Origin of the sequence: Streptomyces hesseae, assembly GCF_031845785.1 — a bacterium.
In the GTDB taxonomy this organism is placed as follows: Bacteria; Actinomycetota; Actinomycetes; order Streptomycetales; family Streptomycetaceae; genus Streptomyces; species Streptomyces hesseae.
Window position 1 is genome coordinate 439224 of sequence record NZ_JAVRFI010000002.1, and the last position, 19312, is coordinate 458535.

Genomic DNA, 19312 nt, shown 5'->3' on the forward strand with positions numbered 1-19312 from the left:
TCGCACAGACGCGAGTGCGGCCCCGTTCCGTCCGGTGGCGGGGCTCAGTCCGTGAGGAGCGCCGGGTCGCTGACGCCGGGCTCGCCGTTCTCGACGTGTCCGGCGAACCGGCGCAGGAAGCCGGGGTCCGTCTCGGAGACCACCGTCAGGTCGTACCAGCGCTTGCCGTGGCGCAGGTCCACGGTGTGCGTGACGGTCCGGCCCGCCCGCACGGTGATCGTCTCGGGCTTGCGGCCGTAGGCGTCGGTGACGGTCAGCCGCCGGTCCTTTCCGCCCGGGTTGGTCAGGGTCAGCTCCAGGCGGCCGTGGCGGCCTTCGTGGCGGGCGGTGACCTCGGGGGCGGCGGTGGTGCCGGGGCCCTTGAAGACGCGCAGGAAGCCGTTGGGGCCGTGCACCGACAGGTCGTAGGCGCCCTTGGAGTACGCCGTGTTCCAGGTGTCGGAGATCTTCTTGCCGGCCTCGGCGGTGTACGTCCACGGGCCGTCCGTACGGTTCCCGGAGGTGACCGTGAAGGCGGCCCCGGCGTGCTCGCCCCCGCTGAAGGTGAGGGTGAAGCGCCCTGTCGAGGGGGTCGCGGCGCCGTCCGTCAGGGGCGCGTAGGGCAGCGGCCGGGTGCGCTTGGTGCCCCGCTCCTGCCGGGGCATGGCGGGGCTGGCGGGCGGCTTGGGCACGTAGTCGGGGTGACGCTCGCGGTCCTTGGGGGCATAGCCGTCGGTGTCCGGCAGGTCGGCGGGCTCCGTGTCCTTCAGCCGGAAGTCGAACGCCGAGGTGAGGTCGCCGCAGATGGCGCGGCGCCAGGGCGAGACATTGGGCTCGGCCACCCCGAAGCGGCGCTCCATGAACCGGATGATCGAGGTGTGGTCGAAGGTCTCGGAGCAGACGAAGCCGCCGGTGCTCCACGGGGAGACGACGATCATCGGGACGCGCTGGCCGAGGCCGTAGGGGCCGGCGGCGTAGTGGCCGTTGCCCTTGAAGACGTCGAGGGCGGTGTCGACGGTGGAGAGGCCCTGCGCGGCGGAGGCGGGCGGGAAGGGCGGGGCGACGTGGTCGAAGTAGCCGTCGTTCTCGTCGTAGGTGATGAACAACGCCGTCCTGCTCCACACCTCGGGGTTGGAGGTGAGGGCGTCGAGGACCTGGGAGATGTACCAGGCGCCGTAGTTGACGGGCCAGTTGGGGTGCTCGGAGAAGGCCTCGGGGGCGGCGATCCAGGAGATCTGCGGGAGCCGGCCGGCCTGAACATCGGCCCGGAGGATGTCGAAGTAGCCGTCGCCGTTCTTGACGTCCGTGCCGGTGCGGGCCTTCTCGTGGAGCGGGTCGCCGGGCTTGGCATTGCGGTAGGCGTCGAAGTAGAGGAGGGAGTTGTCGCCGTAGTTGCCGCGGTAGGCGTCGTTGATCCAGCCCCACGATCCGGCCTTGTCCAGGCCGTCGCCCCGGTCCTGGTAGATCTTCCAGGAGATCCCGGCCTTCTCCAGCCGCTCGGGGTAGGTCGTCCAGCCGTAGCCGGCCTCCTCGTTGCCGAGGACCGGGCCGGCGCCCTTGCCGTCGTTGCCGGTGTGGCCCGTCCACATGTAGTAGCGATTGGGGTCGGTGGCTCCGATGAAGGAGCAGTGGTAGGCGTCGCAGACGGTGAAGGCGTCGGCGAGCGCGTAGTGGAAGGGGATGTCCTCGCGCGTCAGGTGCGCCATCGTGCCCGCGGACTTCGCGGGGATCCACCGGTCGTACTTGCCGTTGTTCCAGGCCTTGTGCCCGCCGGCCCAGTCGTGGTTGAGGCCCGCGATGAACTGCATGCCCAGGTCCTCGGCGTCCGGGTGGTAGGGCAGGACGTCCTTGGCGCCGTCGGGCTGGTGGAAGACCGTCTTGCCGTTCTCCAGGAGCATCGGGCGGGGGTCGCCGAAGCCGCGGACGCCCTTGAGGGAGCCGAAGTAGTGATCGAAGGACCGGTTCTCCTGCATCAGGACGACGATGTGCTCGATGTCCTGGATGGTGCCGGAGCGGCGGCGGGCGGGGATGGCGGCGGCCCGGTCGATGCTGCTCGACAGGGCCGCGAAGCCCGCGGTGGCGCCGGCGATCTGGAGGAAGCGCCGTCGATTGAGTTCAGCCATGGGTGAGGGACCTCTTGGGGTGTGAGGACTGGTGGCAGCAGAGTGGTCCAAGAGCATCCAGCGCCGGGGAAGCGGTGGTGTCGCCAGTGTGACGGCGGGTGGTACATGGAGGGAACAGGCGTGCGGGGCCGGAAAACGGCGAGGGGCCGGACACCCGATGGGTGTCCGGCCCCTTGAGCCGTCAGAGGCGGCGGTGGCGGATCAGGCGTCGTCGCCGGTGGCGACGGCCTTCTCGGCCGCGGCCTCCTGCTGGGCGCGGGCCACCCGGCCGCGGACCAGGTACCAGCCGCCGACCAGGGCCGCCACGATGAGCGGCAGGCAGAACACCGTGTCGCGCCCGGCGCCCGGCTCGGCCGCCATCAGGCCCAGCACGACGGCCAGGAAGACCAGCGTGATGATCTGGGTGTACGGGGCCCAGGGGAGCTTGTAGCCGGGGCGGGTGACCCGGCCGTCCTTGGACCGGCGCCAGAAGAGCAGGGAGCAGACCATGATCATGCCCCAGGTGCCGATGATGCCGATGGCGGCGAAGTTCAGCACGATCTCGAAGGCGTCCGCCGGGACGACGAAGTTCAGGCCGACACCCAGGACACAGAAGAACGCGGTGAGCAGGATGCCGCCGTAGGGCACCTGGCCCTTGTTCATCAGGCCCGTGAACTTCGGCGCGGAGCCGGACATCGCCATCGAGCGGAGGATGCGGCCGGTGGAGTACAGGCCGGAGTTCAGGCTGGAGAGCGCCGCGGTGAGGACGACGAGGTTCATCACGCCCGCCGCGCCCGGAATGCCGACCTTCGACAGGACGGTGACGAACGGGCTCTCGCCGGCGTGGTAGGCGGTGTACGGCAGCAGCACCGCGAGCAGGATGACCGAGCCGACGTAGAAGAGGCCGACACGCCACATGATCGAGTTGATCGCCTTCGGCATGATCTTCTCGGGGTTCTTGGTCTCACCCGCGGCGACACCGCACAGCTCGACGGAGGCGTAGGCGAAGACGACACCCTGGATGACGAGCAGCATCGGCATCACACCGGTCGGGAAGACACCGCCGTGGTCGAGGATGTTCGAGATGCCCGGGGTGCTGTTGCCGACCTTGTGGCTGCTGGCCAGCAGGAAGATACCGACGACCATGAAGATCGTGATCGCGGCGACCTTGATGATCGCGAACCAGAACTCCATCTCACCGAAGTACTTCACGGAGATCAGGTTCACCGTGAGGACGACCGCGAGGGCGATCAGCGCGAGCACCCACTGCGGGATGTCGCTGAACATTTTCCAGTAATGGGTATAGGTCGCGACGGCGGTGATATCGGCGATACCGGTCGTGGCCCAGTTCAGGAAGTAGAGCCAGCCCGCGGTGAAGGCGCCCTTCTCCCCCATGAACTCACGCGCGTAGCTGACGAACGCGCCGGAGGACGGGCGGTAGAGGACGAGCTCGCCCAGGGCCCGGACGACGAAGAAGGCGAAGAGGCCACACACCGCGTAGGCGATGAAAAGGGAGGGGCCCGCGCTGTGGAGGCGGCCACCGGCGCCGAGGAAGAGGCCGGTACCGATCGCTCCACCGATCGCGATCATGTTGACGTGGCGGGACTTGAGGTCCTTGCTGTAGCCCGCGTCGCCCGCGTCGACGTGCGTGGACGTCGCGGCGGGAGCCGGGGTGTCGGCCGCAGTGAGGGTGCGGTCACTCATGTATTTCTTCGCCTTCGTTCCGTGGGGGAGGCAGGACCGGGCCGCACGCTGATGTGGGGGTGACCTCCATGCCCGGGGAAAGGCCGCGCACGGCCCTCTCCCCTGCATCGCCGGGGCTTCCCGGCGATGGCCCGGTGTTTCTTCCGGTAACCGGCTGGCGACGCCGGTCCTCGGGGGTGTTTCACGAGGTCATGCGCTGAATGGTGAGAGGCGCGCAAGGATTCCGTCAAGGGTTAACGGAAAGTTGACATTTTCGAAAGCCCGGACTAGGCGGGGCCCAGCCGGGCCCTGTTTTGACTTTCCGCTACGGACCATGGACGGCGAGTGGATATCGCTGCCTATTCCATCCATCCCGCGCGCCACCCGGGCGGGTCGCCCATTCCCCGTCCCCCACGGCGGGTTTAGCGGCCGGCGGCACCCCGGGGGTCCCCTCCGGGGCACCGAAAAGGGGCCCCGGCGATGCCGGGGCCCCTTGTGTCCTTCCACACCCTGGTGACCAGGGTCACATATCACTCAGTGTTCCTCTTCGTTCCCGGATCCATTGCCGCTGATCACGGGGATGTCGTTCACGAGGTGCGAGAGCGGGTCGTCGCCGTCCTGAATGGTGGAGTTGTCCGTGCACTGCTGCTGTTGCTGCGAGGTGAGGACCGGCACGTCCTCGATACCCACGTTGATCAGGAGCAGGAGCGACTGAAGGCCGAGCTTGCCCACGCCGATGCACAGCTTGTCGAGGCTGCCCTGGACGGCGGTCATCTGCGGGCTCTCGTGGCCGCCGGTCACCGTGGCCCCGTGCTCGGTCTCCGACCCGTTGCCGTTCAGCGTGGTCCTGACGTCACGATCGAGCGCCGCGGCCGGGGCGGCGGCGATCCCGACCGCCGTGGCCGTGAGGGCGACCGTCGCGAGTACCTTGTGGAGCACGTCCCTGCCTTTCGGTCGAGTGTTCCTCCCGAGCGGGAGGCGATCTGAGTAACTCCGGCATTTCGGAGAGGTTCCGAGCACTCACTCATTCGCCCCAGTGCCACCCGGGGCGGGGCCCCACTCCTCCTACTAGTGGGCCCGGCGCGCCCCGGGTGCACCTCCCCGCCGCGCCCAAAAATGCCATATATTCGCATATTGACTCTTTGTCATTAGGCTACGAACGCGCGCTTGCCGACCCGCGAAGGACGCCCCCGTGATGCTCCTCCACCGGCCCCGTAAGTCGTTCCTCGTGCGATGTGCCTACGGCACCCCGCGCCGTGCCCTGGGCACGCTCCTCCTGCTGGGGCTGGTCGCCCTGGTCGCGGCGGTGGGGGGCCACGGGGTCGGGGAGCGCCTGGCCCCGGGCGGCTGGACACCGGCCCGGGCGCAGTCCACCCGGGCCGACGCCTTTCTCGCGGAGCGCTTCGGGGCCGGGCAGCCCCATCTCGTCCTGGTCGTCACGGCACCGGGGCCGGTCGACGATCCCGCGGCCGCCCGGGCGGGCCGGGCGCTGACCGAGCGGCTCACCGCCGACCCCCACACCGCCTGGGTGCGCGGCTACTGGCCGCGGGCCCGGCCCGAGCTGCGCAGCCGGGACGGGCGCGCCGCCGTCGTCGGGGTGCGGTTCCACGGGGACGAGCGCGCCGTGCGGTCGGCCGCCAAGGCCGTCACGGCCCGTGAGTCCGGGCGGGCGGGGCCGCTGGAGATCACGGTCGCCGGTGAGGCGGCGCTGTTCGCCGAGATGGAGCGGCTGAGCACCGAGGGCGCCACGGTCGCCGAGATGATCATCGCCCCGCTGGTGCTGCTGATCATGCTGTGGATCTTCGGGAGCCTGGTGGCCGCGCTCCTGCCGGTCGTCGTCGGGGCCTTCGCCGTCGTCACCACCACCGCGCTGCTGCGACTGCTGAGCGAGGTGATGACGGTCTCGGTCTTCGTCCTGAACATCGCCACCGCCCTCGGCTTCGGGCTGGCCGTCGACTACTGCCTGCTGATGGTCAGCCGCTACCGCGAGGAGCTCGCGGCGGGGGCGACGCCCGTACGGGCCGCCGAGCGGGTCCTCGCGACCGCGGGCCGGGCCGTCGCCTTCTCGGCGACCACCGTGGCGGCGGCGCTGGGCGCCCTGCTGGTCTTCCCCCTGCCGCTGACGCGCTCGCTGGCCCTGGGAGGCGCGGCCGTCGCGGTGTGCTCGGCGGCCGGGGCGCTGCTGGTGCTGCCCGCGCTGCTGGTGCTGCTCGGCCCCCGGGTCAACCGCTACGACGTCTTCGCCCGCTGGCGCCGGGGCGGCCGCCGGGCCTTCGCCGAGGGCCGCTGGTACCGGCTGGCCATGTGGGTGACCCGGCGGCCCGCGGCGGTCGCCCTCGGCACGCTGCTGCTGCTCGGGCTGCTGGCGGCGCCCGGGGCGGACGTGCGGTTCGGCATGTACGACGACCGCATTCTCCCGGCGTCCTCACCGGTCGCCCGGGCCTCGCAGCGGCTGCGCGCGGACTTCGACGGCGAGAGCGGCAACGCGGCGAGCGTCGTCCTCCCGGACGTCCGCGTGACGCCCCCGCCGGCCGCCGCCCCGGCCGTGGCGGCCGGAGCGGAAGGCGCGACGGCACCGGAGGGCCCGGCGGCCCCCGAGGACACCGCCCCGGACGCGCCGGCGGGCGCGGCGGGCACCGGCGGCTCGTCCGGGGCGCCCGACGCCTCCACCGCCGCCGTGGACGCCTACGCCGCACGGCTCTCCCGCCTCCCCGGCGTACGGCAGGTGCGGACGGCCACGGGCGTCTACGCCCACGGCCGCCGCTCGGCGGAGCCCGGGCCCTGGGCGGCGGGGTTCACCGGGCCCGCAGGCACCTGGCTGAGCGTGACGCCCGGCGCCTCCTCCGTCCTCTCCCCCGACGGCCGGCTGCTCACGGAGCGGCTGCGCCGGGAGCCCGCGCCCACGGCGGCCCTGGTGGGCGGGCCGGGCGCCCGGCTGACCGACACCGAGGACGCGCTCGGCGACCGGCTGCCCGCGGCCGTCCTGATCACCGTGGCCGCCACCCTGGTGCTGCTGTTCGCCTACACGCGCAGCCTGCTCGTGCCCGTCAAGGCCGTGCTGCTCAACGCGCTGAGCCTGGCGGCGACGTTCGGGATCATTGTCGCCGTCTTCCAGCAGGGCCGGCTCGACGCGCTGCTGGGGCCGTTCGACGGTCCCAGCACCACCGATGTGGTCATCCCCGTGGTGATGTTCTGCACCGCGTTCGGCCTCTCCATGGACTACGAGGTCTTCCTCCTCTCCCGCATCCTCGAGGAGCACCGCCGGGGCAGCCCCACCGACCTCGCGGTCGCCGTCGGGCTCCAGCGCACCGCGCGGCTGTTCACCTCGGCCGCGCTGGTCTTCGCCGTCGTCATGGGCTCCCTCGCCGCCTGCGGCCTCGTCATGCTCCAGCTGATCGGCTTCGGGCTGGCCGTCGCCGTGCTCCTCGACTGCACGCTCGTCCGCGCCCTGCTCGTCCCCGCGATCATGTCGCTGGCCGGCCGTGCCAACTGGTGGCCCGCCACCCGCCACCGCGCCCGCGACCGCTCAGGCCCCGACACGGCGGGCCCGTCCGGCCGCCCGGCGCCGACGCCCGTCGGAGAGGTGTGAACCCGCCCCTCGGCGGCGCGTCACGCCCGCCTGCCGCCCGGAGCGGCCCGGCGGCCGCATACTGCGATCACGGCGCCGGACCGGAACCGGGGCGTCAGGAGGGCCGCGTGTCATGATCAGCACATCGCTCGCCGTGAGCACGACCCGCCGCAGGCTGCTGTACGCGCTGGCGGCCGCCGGCGGCGTCGCCGTGGGGGGAGGGCCGAGGGCTGCGGCGCGGGAGCGGGAGGCCGGAGCCGACGCGGGGAAGGCGCGGGAGATCCGGGCCGAGTTCCTCCACGCCTGGGACGGCTACAAGCGGTTCGCGTGGGGGCACGACGAGGTGCTGCCGGTCTCCGGCGGGCACCGGGAGTTCTTCGCCGCCGGGCACCCGGTCGGGCTGTCGATCGTCGAGGCGCTCGACACCCACTTCCTGATGGGGCTCGACGACGAGGTCGGCCTGTGCCTCGACTGGATCGACGACCGGCTGGACCTCGACATCGACGCCCCCTTCCAGGTCTTCGAGACGACCATCCGGCTGGTCGGCGGGCTGCTCGCGGGGTATCTGGTCACCGGCCGGAGGGCGCTGCTGGAGCTGTGCGCCGATCTGGCGGACCGGCTGCTGCCCGCCTTCACCCGCTCCCCCACCGGCATGCCCTACCGCTTCGTCAACCTCCGTACGGGCGCGGTCTCGGGCCGTACGACGCCGCTGGCCGAGATCGGCACCCACATCCTCGAATTCGGTCTGCTGTCCGAACTCACCGGTGACCCGCGTTATCTGCGGGCCGCCAAGGGGGCGCTGGGCGCGGTGGTACGGCGGCGGTCCTCGCTCGACCTGCTCGCCACCACCATGAACGTGGAGACGGGCGAGTGGGCCGACCGGGCGGCGATCGCCGTCAATCCCCCGGTGGACTCCTTCTACGAGTATCTATGGGGCGCCTGGACGATGTTCCGGGACGAGGACTGCCGGGAGTGGTTCCGGACGCTCACGGCGGCGATCAAAAAGCACCAGTCGGAGCGGTCGGACGGGCTGCTGTGGTTCCGGCAGGTGGACTTCCGCACCGGCGCCCCGCTGGGGCGGCGCCAGTCCTCGCTGGCCGTCGCGGTCCTCCCGGTGGGCGGCGACAACGCCCTGGCAGCGGACTACTACCGCTCCTGGACCGCCGTCCTCGACAAGTACGCCGTCATCCCCGAGGAGATCGACTATCCGGGGCTCAAGGCCACCGACCCCCGCAACGAGCTGCGCCCCGAGTACGCCAACTGCGCCTTCGAGCTGTACTGGCAGACCGGGGACCCCTTCTACCGCACCACGGCGTGGCGCTACTTCCAGAACCTCAGGGCCCACCACCGCGTCCCCGGCGGCTACACCGTCGTCTCCGACGTCACCCGCCGGCCCATGGCCAAGGGCGACCACTGCCCGGCGTACGTCTTCGCCGAGAACTTCAAATGGCTCTACCTCACCTTCTCCGACACCTCCCGCTTCGACTACGCGCGCGGGTACCTGAGCACGGAGGGCAAGCTGCTGCGCGGCGCCCGGCCGCCCGCCCGCTCCCGGCTCGGCTGGCTCTGACGCGAACTTCCGGCTCGAACTCCCGTTTACACGCAACCCTGTTGTGCGCCAAAGCGTCTTGAGTGGTGACAGCTGCCGCCGGGCTCCGGCCGGTGGCACGGGGGAAGCGTGTACGGGGGTACCGCATGACCGAGACAGTGATCGACCCTGCCGGAAAGCAGGAAGCCGCAGCGGAAATCACGCCCTTCCTGGACGCGTTGCGCGTCCCGCCGGTGCTGCGGCCCGGCCGGGCCGAGGCGCTGAGGGGCATCGAGATCGACCAGACCGCCACCTGGGTGCACCTGCACTCGCAGCTGCCGCCCACCCTGGTGTGGACGTACGGGGGCCACTTCCCGGGGCCGACCATCGAGGTCCGGCGGGGCCGCCGGCTCCGCGTCACCTGGAGCAACCGGCTGACGGGCGCGCACCCGGTGACGGCCGTCGAGGCCGTCCCCGTACAGGGCGGGCCCGACCCGGCGGACGAGCCGGGGCGCGGCGGAGCGCTGCCGCTGGCCGAGGTGGCCGCGTTGCCCGCGTGGACGGTCACGCATGTGCACGGCGCGAACTCCGGGGGCGGCAACGACGGCTGGACGGAGAACGCCGTCTCGCCCGGCGACAGCCAGCTCTCCGAATACCCCAACGACCACCGGGCCGTGGCCTGGTGGTACCACGACCACGCGATGGACATCACCCGCTGGAACGTCTTCGCGGGCCTGGCCGGGATGTATCTGGTGCGGGACGACGAGGAGGACGCCCTGCGGCTGCCGCGCGGCGCGTACGAGATCCCGCTGATCGTCCAGGACCGCAACCTCGACCAGGACGACGAGGGCCGGCTGACGGGCGGGCTGCTGCACAAGACCGTCGTCGTGGGCCAGGACGCCGGGGGCAGGAATCTCACCCGGGCGTTCACCGGCCCGTACACGCTGGTCAACGGCGTCATCTGGCCGCATCTGGACGTCGCGGCCCGGTGGTACCGGTTCCGGGTCCTCAACGCCGCCAACGCCCGGACGTATCTGCTCCGGCTGGTCGACGACGAGACCGGCGAGCCGGTGCGCGGCGCGATGTGGCAGATCGGCACGGACGGCGGGCTGCTGCCCCGGCCCGTGGCGCTGGACGAGCCGCTGCCCGTCGCGCCCGCCGAGCGCCTCGACGTACTGATCGACTTCGGCGCGCTGCGCGGCCGCCGGGTCAGGCTGGTCAACGCGGCCGCGGGGGTGCGTTATCCGCAGATCATGCAGTTCCGCGTGGACGAGGAGGAGGTACGGGACCCGTTCACGCTGCCGGAGGTCGTCTCCGCCTCGTTCCGGCGTCTCACTCATGAGACCGTGCCGGAGCACGGCCACCGGCTGCTCGTCCTCACTCCGCCCGGCACGGCCGGCAGCGGCCACCCGGGGCTGTGGGAGATGCATCCGGTGGAGCCCGGGGCGGTGACCGTGCCGGGCGAGGGGGTGATCCAGCTCAAGGGCCCGGACGGCACGGTGCGCACCTACCGGCGGGGCGCCACGGCCTTCGACGACGCGCTGGGCTTCATGGTCGAGCACGGCGCGTGGGAGCAGTGGAGCTTCGTCAACCTGGGCGGCCCGATGCACCCGATGCACATCCATCTGATCGACTTCCAGGTGCTGGGCCGGGAGCTGTATCCGACGGGCGCGGGGAGCGGCTTCGACCAGGCGCTGGGCGGTACGCGCACCCCGCTGGAGTACGGCGGGGCGGCGCCGGTGTCGGACAGCGACGCGGGCTGGAAGGACGTGATCCAGGTGCCGCCGGGTCAGCTGGTGAAGGTCATCGGCCGGTTCGAGGGCGCGAAGGGCCGGTTCATGTACCACTGCCATCTGCTGGAGCACGAGGACATGGGGATGATGCGGCCGTACGTCGTCATGCCGCGCGAGGTGATGGTCTTCCACCACGGCATGGGCGGGGGCCACAACGGGGGCCACGACGGCGGTCATGACGGCGGCGGTGGCCATGACGGCCACGGTGGTCACGGCGGCTGACCGGTGTCGTCCGGCCGGCACCCGTCCCGTGGTGGAAGGCCATCACGGGACGGGTGCCGGCGGCGGTCACTTCGCGGCGGGCAGCGTACCGAGGAAGTCCAGGAGAGCGGCGTTGACCTCGTCGGGGCGCTCCTGCTGCGTCCAGTGGCCGCAGCCCGGCAGGGTCACGCTGCGGTGCAGCTTCGGCACCAGGTGCCCCAGGTTGGCGAGGACCTGGTCCATGCCGGGGAAGGACCGCACCACGTCGCGGTCGCCCGTCACGTACAGCGCGGGCACGTCGACGGCCCGGTTCTGGAAGGGGGCGGTGAGCTCCCAGTTGCGGTCGATGTTGCGGTACCAGTTGAGGCCGCCGGTGAAGGCGTGGTCGCCGTGGTTGGCGTACTCCCGGGCGAAGGTGGCGATGTCGTCCTCGGTGAGCCAGCCGGGGAGCCCGTCGGGCTCGGGCATCGTGTCCAGCAGGGTCTCGCCCTTGGGGACGACCCACGGGCGGGGCGGGTCGGTGACGGGGCTGTCGCCGGAGGCGCCGACGAGCAGCCGGCGGAAGACCGCCGTGGGGTCCGCCGCGAGTTCGGCGTCGGCGCGGCCGGGCTCCTGGAAGTAGATCTGGTAAAAGCCGTCGCCGAGCACCGAGCCGAGGGCGGTCAGCGGCGGCACGGGGCCGCGCGGGACCGGCGGGACGCTCAGGCCCACGACGCCGCGTACGACGTCGGGGCGGAACAGGGCGGTGTGCCAGGCGACGGGGGCACCCCAGTCGTGCCCGACGACCACCGCGCTCTCCTCGCCGAGCGCGTGGATCAGGCCGATGACGTCACCGGTGAGATGGAAGATGCTGTAGGCGTCGATGGCCTCGGGCTGTTCGCTGCGGCCGTAGCCGCGCTGGTCGGGCGCGACCACGCGATAGCCGGCCTCGGCCAGCGGCCCGAACTGGTGGCGCCAGGAGTACCAGCTCTCCGGGAAGCCGTGCAGCAGCAGGACCAGAGGCCCCCGCCCCTGTTCTGCGATGTGCAGCCTGACGCCGTTGACTTCGACAGTGCTGTGCTCGACCGCGCTGGTCACATGCCCTCCTGCGATTCACCTGCGAAACGTGCCGTCTCGGGTCAACGGTAGAGGGAATCCGTCCGTTCCGCCCCGGTGTTCGGGCCCGGGCCGGCCGGTGGGCCCGGGAACTCCCGGGCCCACCGGCCGGAATCGGGCGGGGCTCCGGGCTCAGGACGGGGTGCCTCGGGCGACGAGGGCGCGCACCAGCCGGCAGGTGGTCGCGGAGGGCTCGTGCACCCCGATCTGGGCCGCCGCCGTCCGTATCCTGCCGTCCGTCGCCCGGTCGGGGGTGTAGACGCCGGAGTGCAGCAGGGCGATGGCCAGGCGCATCGCCTTCAGCTGGCGGTTGTACGTCTCGTACCAGTCGCGCGGCTGCCCGGCGGGCAGGCGCTTCTTGGGCAGGGTGGGAAGGCTCGGCAGATTCGGATGCGGATGCGGTGTTGCGACAGCGGCCATGGGCGTCCTCCTCTAGGGGTCGTGGACCCTTTCTCCACACCCCCGATTCTACTGCCGGGCACTGACAATCGCCCCAGCTCAGAAGGGGTTTGCCGGGAGCGGTCCGGCCGCCGCCGGAACCGCTCCCACCGTTTGTCGCCCCCGGCCCGGAGGCCGGGTGCCACCGGCCTACTTGTGCGCTGCCGCCGGGGCGGGCGTGGCGCAGGCGACGTCGGTGCTCGTCTGGTAGACGCCGTCCTTCTTCGCCTGGCCGCCCTGGTACTCGAAGTAGAGGTACGAGTAGAACTCGATCTTCCGGCTGGGGCCGCAGGCCGAGTCGGCAGCGATCTGGTAGGTCAGCTTGGCGGTGCGGGTGGCTCCCGGGAGGATCGGCACGTGGTAGCGCAGGGTGCCGCTCTGGTTGGCCACGTCGCACTGCACGGTGTCGCCGGCGCAGGTCTTGAACGCGTACTTCAGGGCGGGGTCCTGCGTGGTGTTCCAGGTGGGCTGGATCGACTGGTACACGAACTGGGCGTTCGTGGTCTGGTCGTTGGTGAAGGTGAGGGTCACGGTGACCGTGTCCCCGGGCTTGGCGGTCGCCTTGTCGACGGTGACCGTCATGGGCGCGGCGGGGGCCGCGGAGGCCGGCTGGGCCATGCAGGTCAGGCCGGCGGCGAGGGCGAGAGTGGCGGACAGACCGAGGCGTCTGAATCTCTGTGAGCGCATGGCCGAGGACAGTAGACACGCGACCCCGGCCTGACAGCACCCCCGGATGAGGATCAGCCAAGGTTTAGCCCGGCGATGTGACGTACGGTGCTGGTGCGTGGCCCGATGACACATGGGGACAGGTGTGCGAAGTTGGCCGGGATGTGTTGACGGTGCGCGATAACAGGGGCCGGAGCGCGCCAACAATACTTCCGCAACATGCCCCTTTATGTGTTTATGCGCGGAAGTCGTGAATGTTACCGACCGCCCTATTGGGGCGGGCCGCCGGGCGCTGAACACTCGACTCATGCGTCCGCTCGCCGCCGCCCCCGTCGCGATCGTGGGCATCGCCGGAATGTTCCCAGAGGCAAACGATGTCCGGGAGTTCTGGGACAACGTCGTCTCGGGCCGGGACTGTACGGCCGAGGTGCCGCCCGCCTGGTGGAGCCTCGACGACCACTACGACCCGGACCCCTTCGCCCCGGACCGCACCTACGCCCGCCGCGGCGCGTTCCTGACGCCCCCGCTGTTCGACCCGCGCGCGTTCGGGATGACCCCGCGGGCCGTGGACTCCACCGGCCTGGTCCAGCTGCTCGGCATGATGGTGGCCGAGGACGTGCTGAGCGACGCCGGCTGCCCGGGCGCCGCCTGGTACGACCCCGCCCGCACCGGTGTGGTACTCGGCGTGTGCGGCACCAACTCCACCCTGATACCGCTGGCCGCACGGCTGCTGGGCCCCGCCCTCGCCCGGGCCGTCGCGGCGCACGGGGCGCCGGAGGAGGAGGCCCGGCGGATCGTCCGGGCGTATCTGGAGCGCCTGCCCACGTGGACCGAGGACTCCTTCCCGGGGGTGCTGGGGAACGTCGTGGCCGGCCGGATCGCCAACCGCTTCGACCTGGGGGCGGCCAATCACACCGTGGACGCGGCCTGCGCCAGCTCGCTGGCGGCGCTGCGGGCCGCCGTCGACGAGCTGGTCTCCCACCGGGCCGACCTGATGATCACCGGGGGCTGCGACGCCGACAACTCCATCGTCTCGTTCATGTGCTTCAGCAAAACACCCGCGCTCTCCCCGAGCGGCCGGGTGCGTCCCTTCGACGCCGGGGCGGACGGCACCCTGATCGGCGAGGGCGTCGGCATGCTGGCGCTGCGGCGCCTCGCCGACGCCGAACGGGACGGCCAGCGGATCTACGCCGTCCTGCGAGGGCTGGGCGGCTCCAGCGACGGCCGGGGCACCAGCATCTACGCGCCCTGCGGCGACGGACAGCTCGCGGCGCTGCGCCGCGCCTACCGCGACGCGGACTGCCCGCCCCGCTCGGTGGGGCTGATCGAGGCGCACGGCACGGGCACCCCGGCCGGGGACGAGGTGGAACTGGCCGCCCTCAACCGGCTCATGGCCCCCGGCCCGGCGGACGAGGGAACGGCCGGTGAGGAAGCGGGCGGCGACCGGTTCGTCGCCGTCGGCAGCGTCAAGTCGCAGATCGGGCACACCAAGGCGGCGGCCGGGGCCGCCGGGCTCATCAAGGCGGCCCTGGCCCTCCACCACAAGGTGCTGCCGCCCACCCTCCACGTGGAGCGGCCCGGCCCGGAGGCGGCCCGCGCCGACAGCGTCCTGTACCTCAACACCGCCGCGCGCCCCTGGATCCACGACCCGGGGCGGCCGGTCCGCCGGGCGGGGGTGTCCGCCTTCGGGTTCGGCGGGGTCAACTACCACGCCGTACTGGAGGAGCACCGGCCCTCGTCCGGCGCGGAGCCCCCGGCCGGGCACCGCGTCCCCCGGGCCCTGCTGTGGCACGCGCCCGGCCCCGCCGAGCTCCTCGCCCGGCTGGAGCGCGGCGAGGACCCCGACGAGGGGCCCGTCCCGCCCGGGCACGCCCGCCTCGGGTTCGTCGCCGCGGACGCCGCGCACCGGGCCGCGCTCCTGGCCACCGCCGTCGAACAGCTGCGGAACAGCCCCGGCCGCGACGCGTGGCGGCACAAGCGTGGCGTCCACTACCGGCGGACGGCGCTCCCCGAGGGCACCCGCGTGGGCGCGTTGTTCGCCGGGCAGGGCAGCCAGTACGTGGGGATGGGGCTGGGCGCGCTGCTCGCCGTGCCCCCGGTGCGCGCGGCCTTCGACGCGGCGGGCGCGCTCTTCCCGCCCTCGGACACCCTGGCGCGCACGGTGTTCCCGCCGCCGTGCCCGGCCGGTGACGCCCGGCGGGCCGAGGAGCGGCTGCGCCGCACCGCCTACGCCCAGCCCGCCGTCGGCGCGCTGGCGATGGGCCAGTACCGCTTCCTGACGGAGCTGGGCCTCGCCCCGCACGCGGTCCTCGGCCACAGCTTCGGCGAGCTGACGGCGCTGTGGGCGGCCGGCGTCCTGGACGACGCCGCCCTCCCGGCCCTCGCTCGGGCCCGGGGACTGGCGATGGAGGAGGTGACCGAGGGAACGGACCCGGGGTCGCTGGTGGCGGTGCGCGCCCCGGAGGAAAGGGTGCGGGAACTCCTCGCCGCGCACCCGGGGCTGGCGGTGTCCTGCCGCAACGCCCCGGACGAACAGGTCCTCGGCGGCCCCACGCCCCTGCTGGAACGTTTCATGACGCACTGCGCCGAGCTCTCGGTGCCCGTACGGCGGCTGCCGGTCGCCGCCGCCTTCCACACCCCGCTCGTCGCACGGGCCCACGACGCCTTCGCCGCCGCGTGCGCCGCCACGGACTTCGCCGCGCCGCGCCTACGGGTGTACGCGAACACGGCGGGCGCCGCGTACGGGCACGGCCCGGACGCCGACCGCCGGACGCTGGCCGAGCAGCTACGGAATCCGGTGGACTTCGCGGCCCGGGTACGGGAGATGCACGAGGACGGTGTCGGGGTGTTCGTCGAGTTCGGCCCCCGGCGTGTGCTGACCGCGCTCGTGGAGCGCACGCTCGCCGGGCGGCGGGTGGAGACGGTCGCCTGCGACACCGGGCCGGACGCCGACGGCGCGGCCGCCCTCAAGGAGGCGGCGCTCCGGCTCGCCGTGCTCGGCCTCCCGCTTGTCGGGCTCAACCGCTACGACGCGCCGACCACGCCCGGGCGGCCGGCGCCCTCCAAGGTCGCCCGGCGGCTGGAGGGCCCGAACTTCGCCGCCGTGGCATCGCAGCGGGCGGCGGATCGGCGGGCGGGGGAGCCAAAGGCGTCCTGGGGGGCCATGCCCGGGATCACCTCCGGCGCGGCGGTTCCCCCGGCGGACGCGGCGGCCCTGACGCGTGCCGCCGCCGAGCACCTGGCCGCCCACACCCGGTTCCTGGACGGCCAGCTGGCCACCTCCGAGGAGCTGAGCCGGCTGCTGCGCGCGGGCGCGGCGAACGGCGGGGTCGACGGCTCCCTCGCCGCGGCCGTCCGGGCCATCGCGGACCACAACGTGGCAGTGGGGCAGGCGCATACGCACGCGAGCGAGGTCGTCGCCCGGCTGCTCGGCCCCGACACCCCGGACCTCCCCCAGGTCACCGCGCCCGTCACACCGCCCGTCACCGCCCCGGACGCACCGGCTCCGGCACCGGCACCGGACCGCTCCGCCCTCGCCGAACTCGTCGCCGCCCACCGGGACGGCGAGCCCGACCGCCCGGCGACCGGTCGACCGCCGGCCGTCGACCGGGAGGAACTGGACCGGGTCTTCCGCCAGGTGGTCGCCGAGAAGACCGGCTACGACGTCGACATGATCGAGCCGCACCTCTCCGTCCAGGAGGACCTGGGCATCGACTCGCTCAAGCAGGTGGAGATCGCGGCGGAGGTCTGGCGCCGCTACCCGGCGATCACCAGGGAGGAACTCTTCCGGTTCAGCGAGGCCCGGACCGTGGCCGAGCTCAGCGAGATGCTGGAACGTATCCTCGCCGCCCCGGACCGAGCGCTCCGCCACGCCGAGGACGTCCCGCTCGGGCGCGCCTTCCCCGTCCTCCGTCCCTTGCCCGCCGTGGACGTACGGACGGACGCCTACCCGGACCGGCCGTGCGCCGTCCTCCTGGACGACGGCGGCGCGCTCTGCGCGGCGGCGGCCGGGGCGCTCCGGCCGGCGGGCTGGCGCGTCCTCCGGCTGCTGCTACCTGGCGTCAGGACCGGGGCCGGTACGTCGGCGGAGGACGTCCAGGTCCTGGCGGACCTGTCCGAGGAGGCGCTCGTGCGCGGTGTGGACTCGCTGCTGACGGCTGCGGAACGCGTCGACCTGTGCGCGATCGCGATGAGCCGCCCGGCCGGCACGGGGGCCGACGAGGTCATCGCCCGGCTGCGGCACGCCGTCCTCGTCGCCAAGCACCTGTGCCCTCCCCTGAAGGAGTCCGCCGCGCGCGGCACCCGGGCCGCTTTCGTCGCGCTCACCGGGCTGGACGGCCGTCTCGGGTACGCGGGCGCGGGCGGCGACCCGGTGGCGGCGCTGGCCGGGGGCCTCGGCGGCCTCGTCAAGTCCGTGGCGCTGGAGGCCTCCCCGCTCTTCTGCCGCGCGCTGGACGTCGCCCCGGAGCTGTCCGCCGACGCGATCGGCGCGGCGTTCCTGGCTGAGGTCTCCGACTGCGCCACCGACGTCCGCGAGGTCGGCTGGGACGGCACCCTGCGCCGCACCCCTGTGCTGGCCGCCGCCCCGGAGCCGGTCGTGCCCGCGCGACCGGCTCCGGCGGACCTCTCCGCCGACGACCTGCTGCTGGTCACCGGCGGGGCCTCGGGCATCACCGCCTGGTGCGTGGCCGCCCTGGCCGCCGAACGGCCCTGCGGCTTCGTCCTGCTGGGCCGCACCGGGCTCGCCGCCGACCAGGCCGACGAGCCGCCGCGGCAGCGCCGGATCCGGTCCCTGGTCGAGGAGTTGCGCTCCCTGGGCGCCGAGGCCCACTACGTCGCGGCGGACGTCCGCGACGCCACCGCGCTGGCCACGGCCCTGGCCCCGTACGCCGGCCGCGTCACGGGAGTGGTGCACGGGGCCGGGGTGCTCGGGGACTCGACGCTCGGGGAGCTGGCTGCCGAGTCCGTCGCCCGGGTCGTCGACACCAAACTCGCCGGACTGCACAACGTGCTCTCCTGCCTCGACCCGGACCGGCTGCGGCGGCTGGTCCTCTTCGCCTCCGTGTCGGGCTACTGGGGCAATGTGCGGCAGACGGACTACGCCCTGGCCAACGAGGCGCTCACCCGCTACGGCCTGGCCTTCGCGGCGGCGCGCCCCCGCTGCCGGGTGACCCCTGTCGTCTGGGGGCCGTGGGAGGGCGGCATGGCCGCGCGTCTGCGCGAGTTCTTCGTCCAGCAGGGCTTCCCCGTGCTGACGCGGAGCACCGGCTGCGAGCACTTCACCGGCCTGATGGGCCGGGCCCACGTCGACGGGACCGTCGTCATCGGGCCGCTGCGCGCGCCGTTCACGCTCGTCACCGAGCCGCCCGGGGCGGGCCTGGCCGCCCGGCGCGCCCTGGCCGGCCTGGAGACGGAGCGGGCGCTGCGCGACCACCTCTGGTCGGGGGCTCCGCTGCTGCCGCTGACCGCCGCCGTCGGCTGGGGCCTGCACGTCCTGGAACGGTGCCGGGGCGAGGCCGGGCCGGTGACGGAGTGCCGGGACTTCCGCGTCCGGCGGGGCCTGTACCTCGACGGCTCCCAGCCGGGGCACGCCCTGGCCCGGCTGGTGCCGGACCCGGCGGAGCCGGGCGCCGCCGCGGTCACGGTGTGCGCCCTGGACGACGGCAGGGAGACCCAGGTGCTCTACGAGGGCCGCTACCGGGGGTCCGGGCGGGCGCCCGAACCACCCCGCCGGGACGACCTGCCGCCGCGTCCGTATCCGTTCCGGGACGAGCCGCACCCCGTCTACGCGGCGGGCGGCCTCTTCCACGGGCCGTCCCTGCGGGGGCTCGGGGCCGTGCTGGAGGAAGGCCCTGACCGGCTGGTCGTGGGGGCGGCGCTACGGGACCCGGGCCTCGCGCACGGCGCGTACGGGGGGCTGCTGTACAGCCCCTGCCTCGCCGATCTGCTGGTCCAGGCGGGGGCGCTGCTGGGGCTGGCGCGCTTCGGGCACACCCCGGGGCCCGTCGGCGTCGAGCGCGTGGAGTTGTTCGCCCCGCTGCCCGACGGGCGGCCGTTCGTCGTCGTGGCCGAGCTCGGGTCCGTGTCGGCCGTCGACCTGCGGTGCGACGTCACCGCGTGCGACCCGGACGGCCGGGTGCTCCAGCGCTGGACGGGGCTGACGCTGGTCCCCTTCACCGAAGAGGAGCTCCGGGTCCGCCTCACCGCGCCCCGGTCCGCCCCGGGCGCCGGGGCGGCGACGGACGTGACGGACTGACAG

General features: G+C 73.2%; 10 protein-coding genes. 4 read left to right on the forward strand and 6 right to left on the reverse strand.

The window, feature by feature from the left end; all coding sequences use genetic code 11:
- Positions 1 to 44: 44 nt before the first annotated feature.
- From RM609_RS04940 to RM609_RS04950, 3 genes are all read right to left on the reverse strand, one after another.
- Positions 45 to 2102 carry a phosphocholine-specific phospholipase C gene (locus RM609_RS04940; RefSeq protein ID WP_311608185.1) on the reverse strand — a complete coding sequence of 686 codons (2058 nt, stop codon included), beginning with the start codon at positions 2100 to 2102 and terminating at the stop codon, positions 45 to 47.
- Between the two features lie 201 nt (positions 2103 to 2303).
- On the reverse strand, positions 2304 to 3785 hold the full coding sequence (locus RM609_RS04945; RefSeq protein WP_311608186.1) for an amino acid permease: 1482 nt from the start codon (positions 3783 to 3785) through the stop codon (positions 2304 to 2306).
- Positions 3786 to 4298: 513 nt separating this feature from the next.
- The gene (locus tag RM609_RS04950) at positions 4299 to 4703 is read right to left on the reverse strand and encodes a rodlin (RefSeq protein ID WP_311608188.1); all 405 of its coding nucleotides are present in this window, start codon (positions 4701 to 4703) and stop codon (positions 4299 to 4301) included.
- A 256-nt stretch (positions 4704 to 4959) separates the two neighbouring features.
- Between RM609_RS04950 and RM609_RS04955 the strand changes: the two genes are divergently transcribed.
- The 3 genes from RM609_RS04955 (at position 4960) to phsA (ending at position 10875) form a co-directional block, all read left to right on the forward strand.
- Complete coding sequence (locus tag RM609_RS04955) at positions 4960 to 7353, forward strand: MMPL family transporter (RefSeq protein ID WP_311608514.1); 2394 nt, start codon at positions 4960 to 4962, stop codon at positions 7351 to 7353.
- Positions 7354 to 7465: 112 nt separating this feature from the next.
- Positions 7466 to 8902 carry a glycoside hydrolase family 47 protein gene (locus tag RM609_RS04960; protein ID WP_311608189.1) on the forward strand — a complete coding sequence of 479 codons (1437 nt, stop codon included), beginning with the start codon at positions 7466 to 7468 and terminating at the stop codon, positions 8900 to 8902.
- Between the two features lie 125 nt (positions 8903 to 9027).
- Complete coding sequence (gene phsA, locus RM609_RS04965; RefSeq protein WP_311608191.1) at positions 9028 to 10875, forward strand: O-aminophenol oxidase PhsA; 1848 nt, start codon at positions 9028 to 9030, stop codon at positions 10873 to 10875.
- A 66-nt stretch (positions 10876 to 10941) separates the two neighbouring features.
- Here phsA and RM609_RS04970 read toward each other — a convergent pair whose 3' ends face one another.
- From RM609_RS04970 to RM609_RS04980, 3 genes are all read right to left on the reverse strand, one after another.
- Positions 10942 to 11931, reverse strand: a complete 990-nt coding sequence (locus RM609_RS04970) for an alpha/beta fold hydrolase (protein WP_311608193.1) — start codon at positions 11929 to 11931, stop codon at positions 10942 to 10944.
- Between the two features lie 150 nt (positions 11932 to 12081).
- On the reverse strand, positions 12082 to 12369 hold the full coding sequence (locus RM609_RS04975; protein ID WP_311608194.1) for a hypothetical protein: 288 nt from the start codon (positions 12367 to 12369) through the stop codon (positions 12082 to 12084).
- A gap of 168 nt (positions 12370 to 12537) precedes the next feature.
- A complete protein-coding gene (locus RM609_RS04980; protein ID WP_311608195.1) occupies positions 12538 to 13074 on the reverse strand; it encodes a hypothetical protein in 537 nt (178 codons plus the stop codon).
- A 286-nt stretch (positions 13075 to 13360) separates the two neighbouring features.
- Here RM609_RS04980 and RM609_RS04985 point away from each other — a divergent pair, with 286 nt between their 5' ends.
- Positions 13361 to 19309 carry an SDR family NAD(P)-dependent oxidoreductase gene (locus RM609_RS04985; RefSeq protein WP_311608196.1) on the forward strand — a complete coding sequence of 1983 codons (5949 nt, stop codon included), beginning with the start codon at positions 13361 to 13363 and terminating at the stop codon, positions 19307 to 19309.
- The last annotated feature ends 3 nt before the right edge of the window (positions 19310 to 19312 follow it).

Bases quoted from the DNA above. Each gene is read 5' to 3' on its own strand.
- RM609_RS04940 (WP_311608185.1), bottom strand. From the start codon at position 2,102: ATGGCTGAACTCAATCGACGGCGCTTCCTCCAGATCGCCGGCGCCACC.
- RM609_RS04975 (WP_311608194.1), bottom strand. From the start codon at position 12,369: ATGGCCGCTGTCGCAACACCGCATCCGCATCCGAATCTGCCGAGCCTT.
- RM609_RS04985 (WP_311608196.1), top strand. From the start codon at position 13,361: ATGCGTCCGCTCGCCGCCGCCCCCGTCGCGATCGTGGGCATCGCCGGA.
- phsA (WP_311608191.1), top strand. From the start codon at position 9,028: ATGACCGAGACAGTGATCGACCCTGCCGGAAAGCAGGAAGCCGCAGCG.
- RM609_RS04955 (WP_311608514.1), top strand. From the start codon at position 4,960: ATGCTCCTCCACCGGCCCCGTAAGTCGTTCCTCGTGCGATGTGCCTAC.
- RM609_RS04960 (WP_311608189.1), top strand. From the start codon at position 7,466: ATGATCAGCACATCGCTCGCCGTGAGCACGACCCGCCGCAGGCTGCTG.
- RM609_RS04980 (WP_311608195.1), bottom strand. From the start codon at position 13,074: ATGCGCTCACAGAGATTCAGACGCCTCGGTCTGTCCGCCACTCTCGCC.
- RM609_RS04945 (WP_311608186.1), bottom strand. From the start codon at position 3,785: ATGAGTGACCGCACCCTCACTGCGGCCGACACCCCGGCTCCCGCCGCG.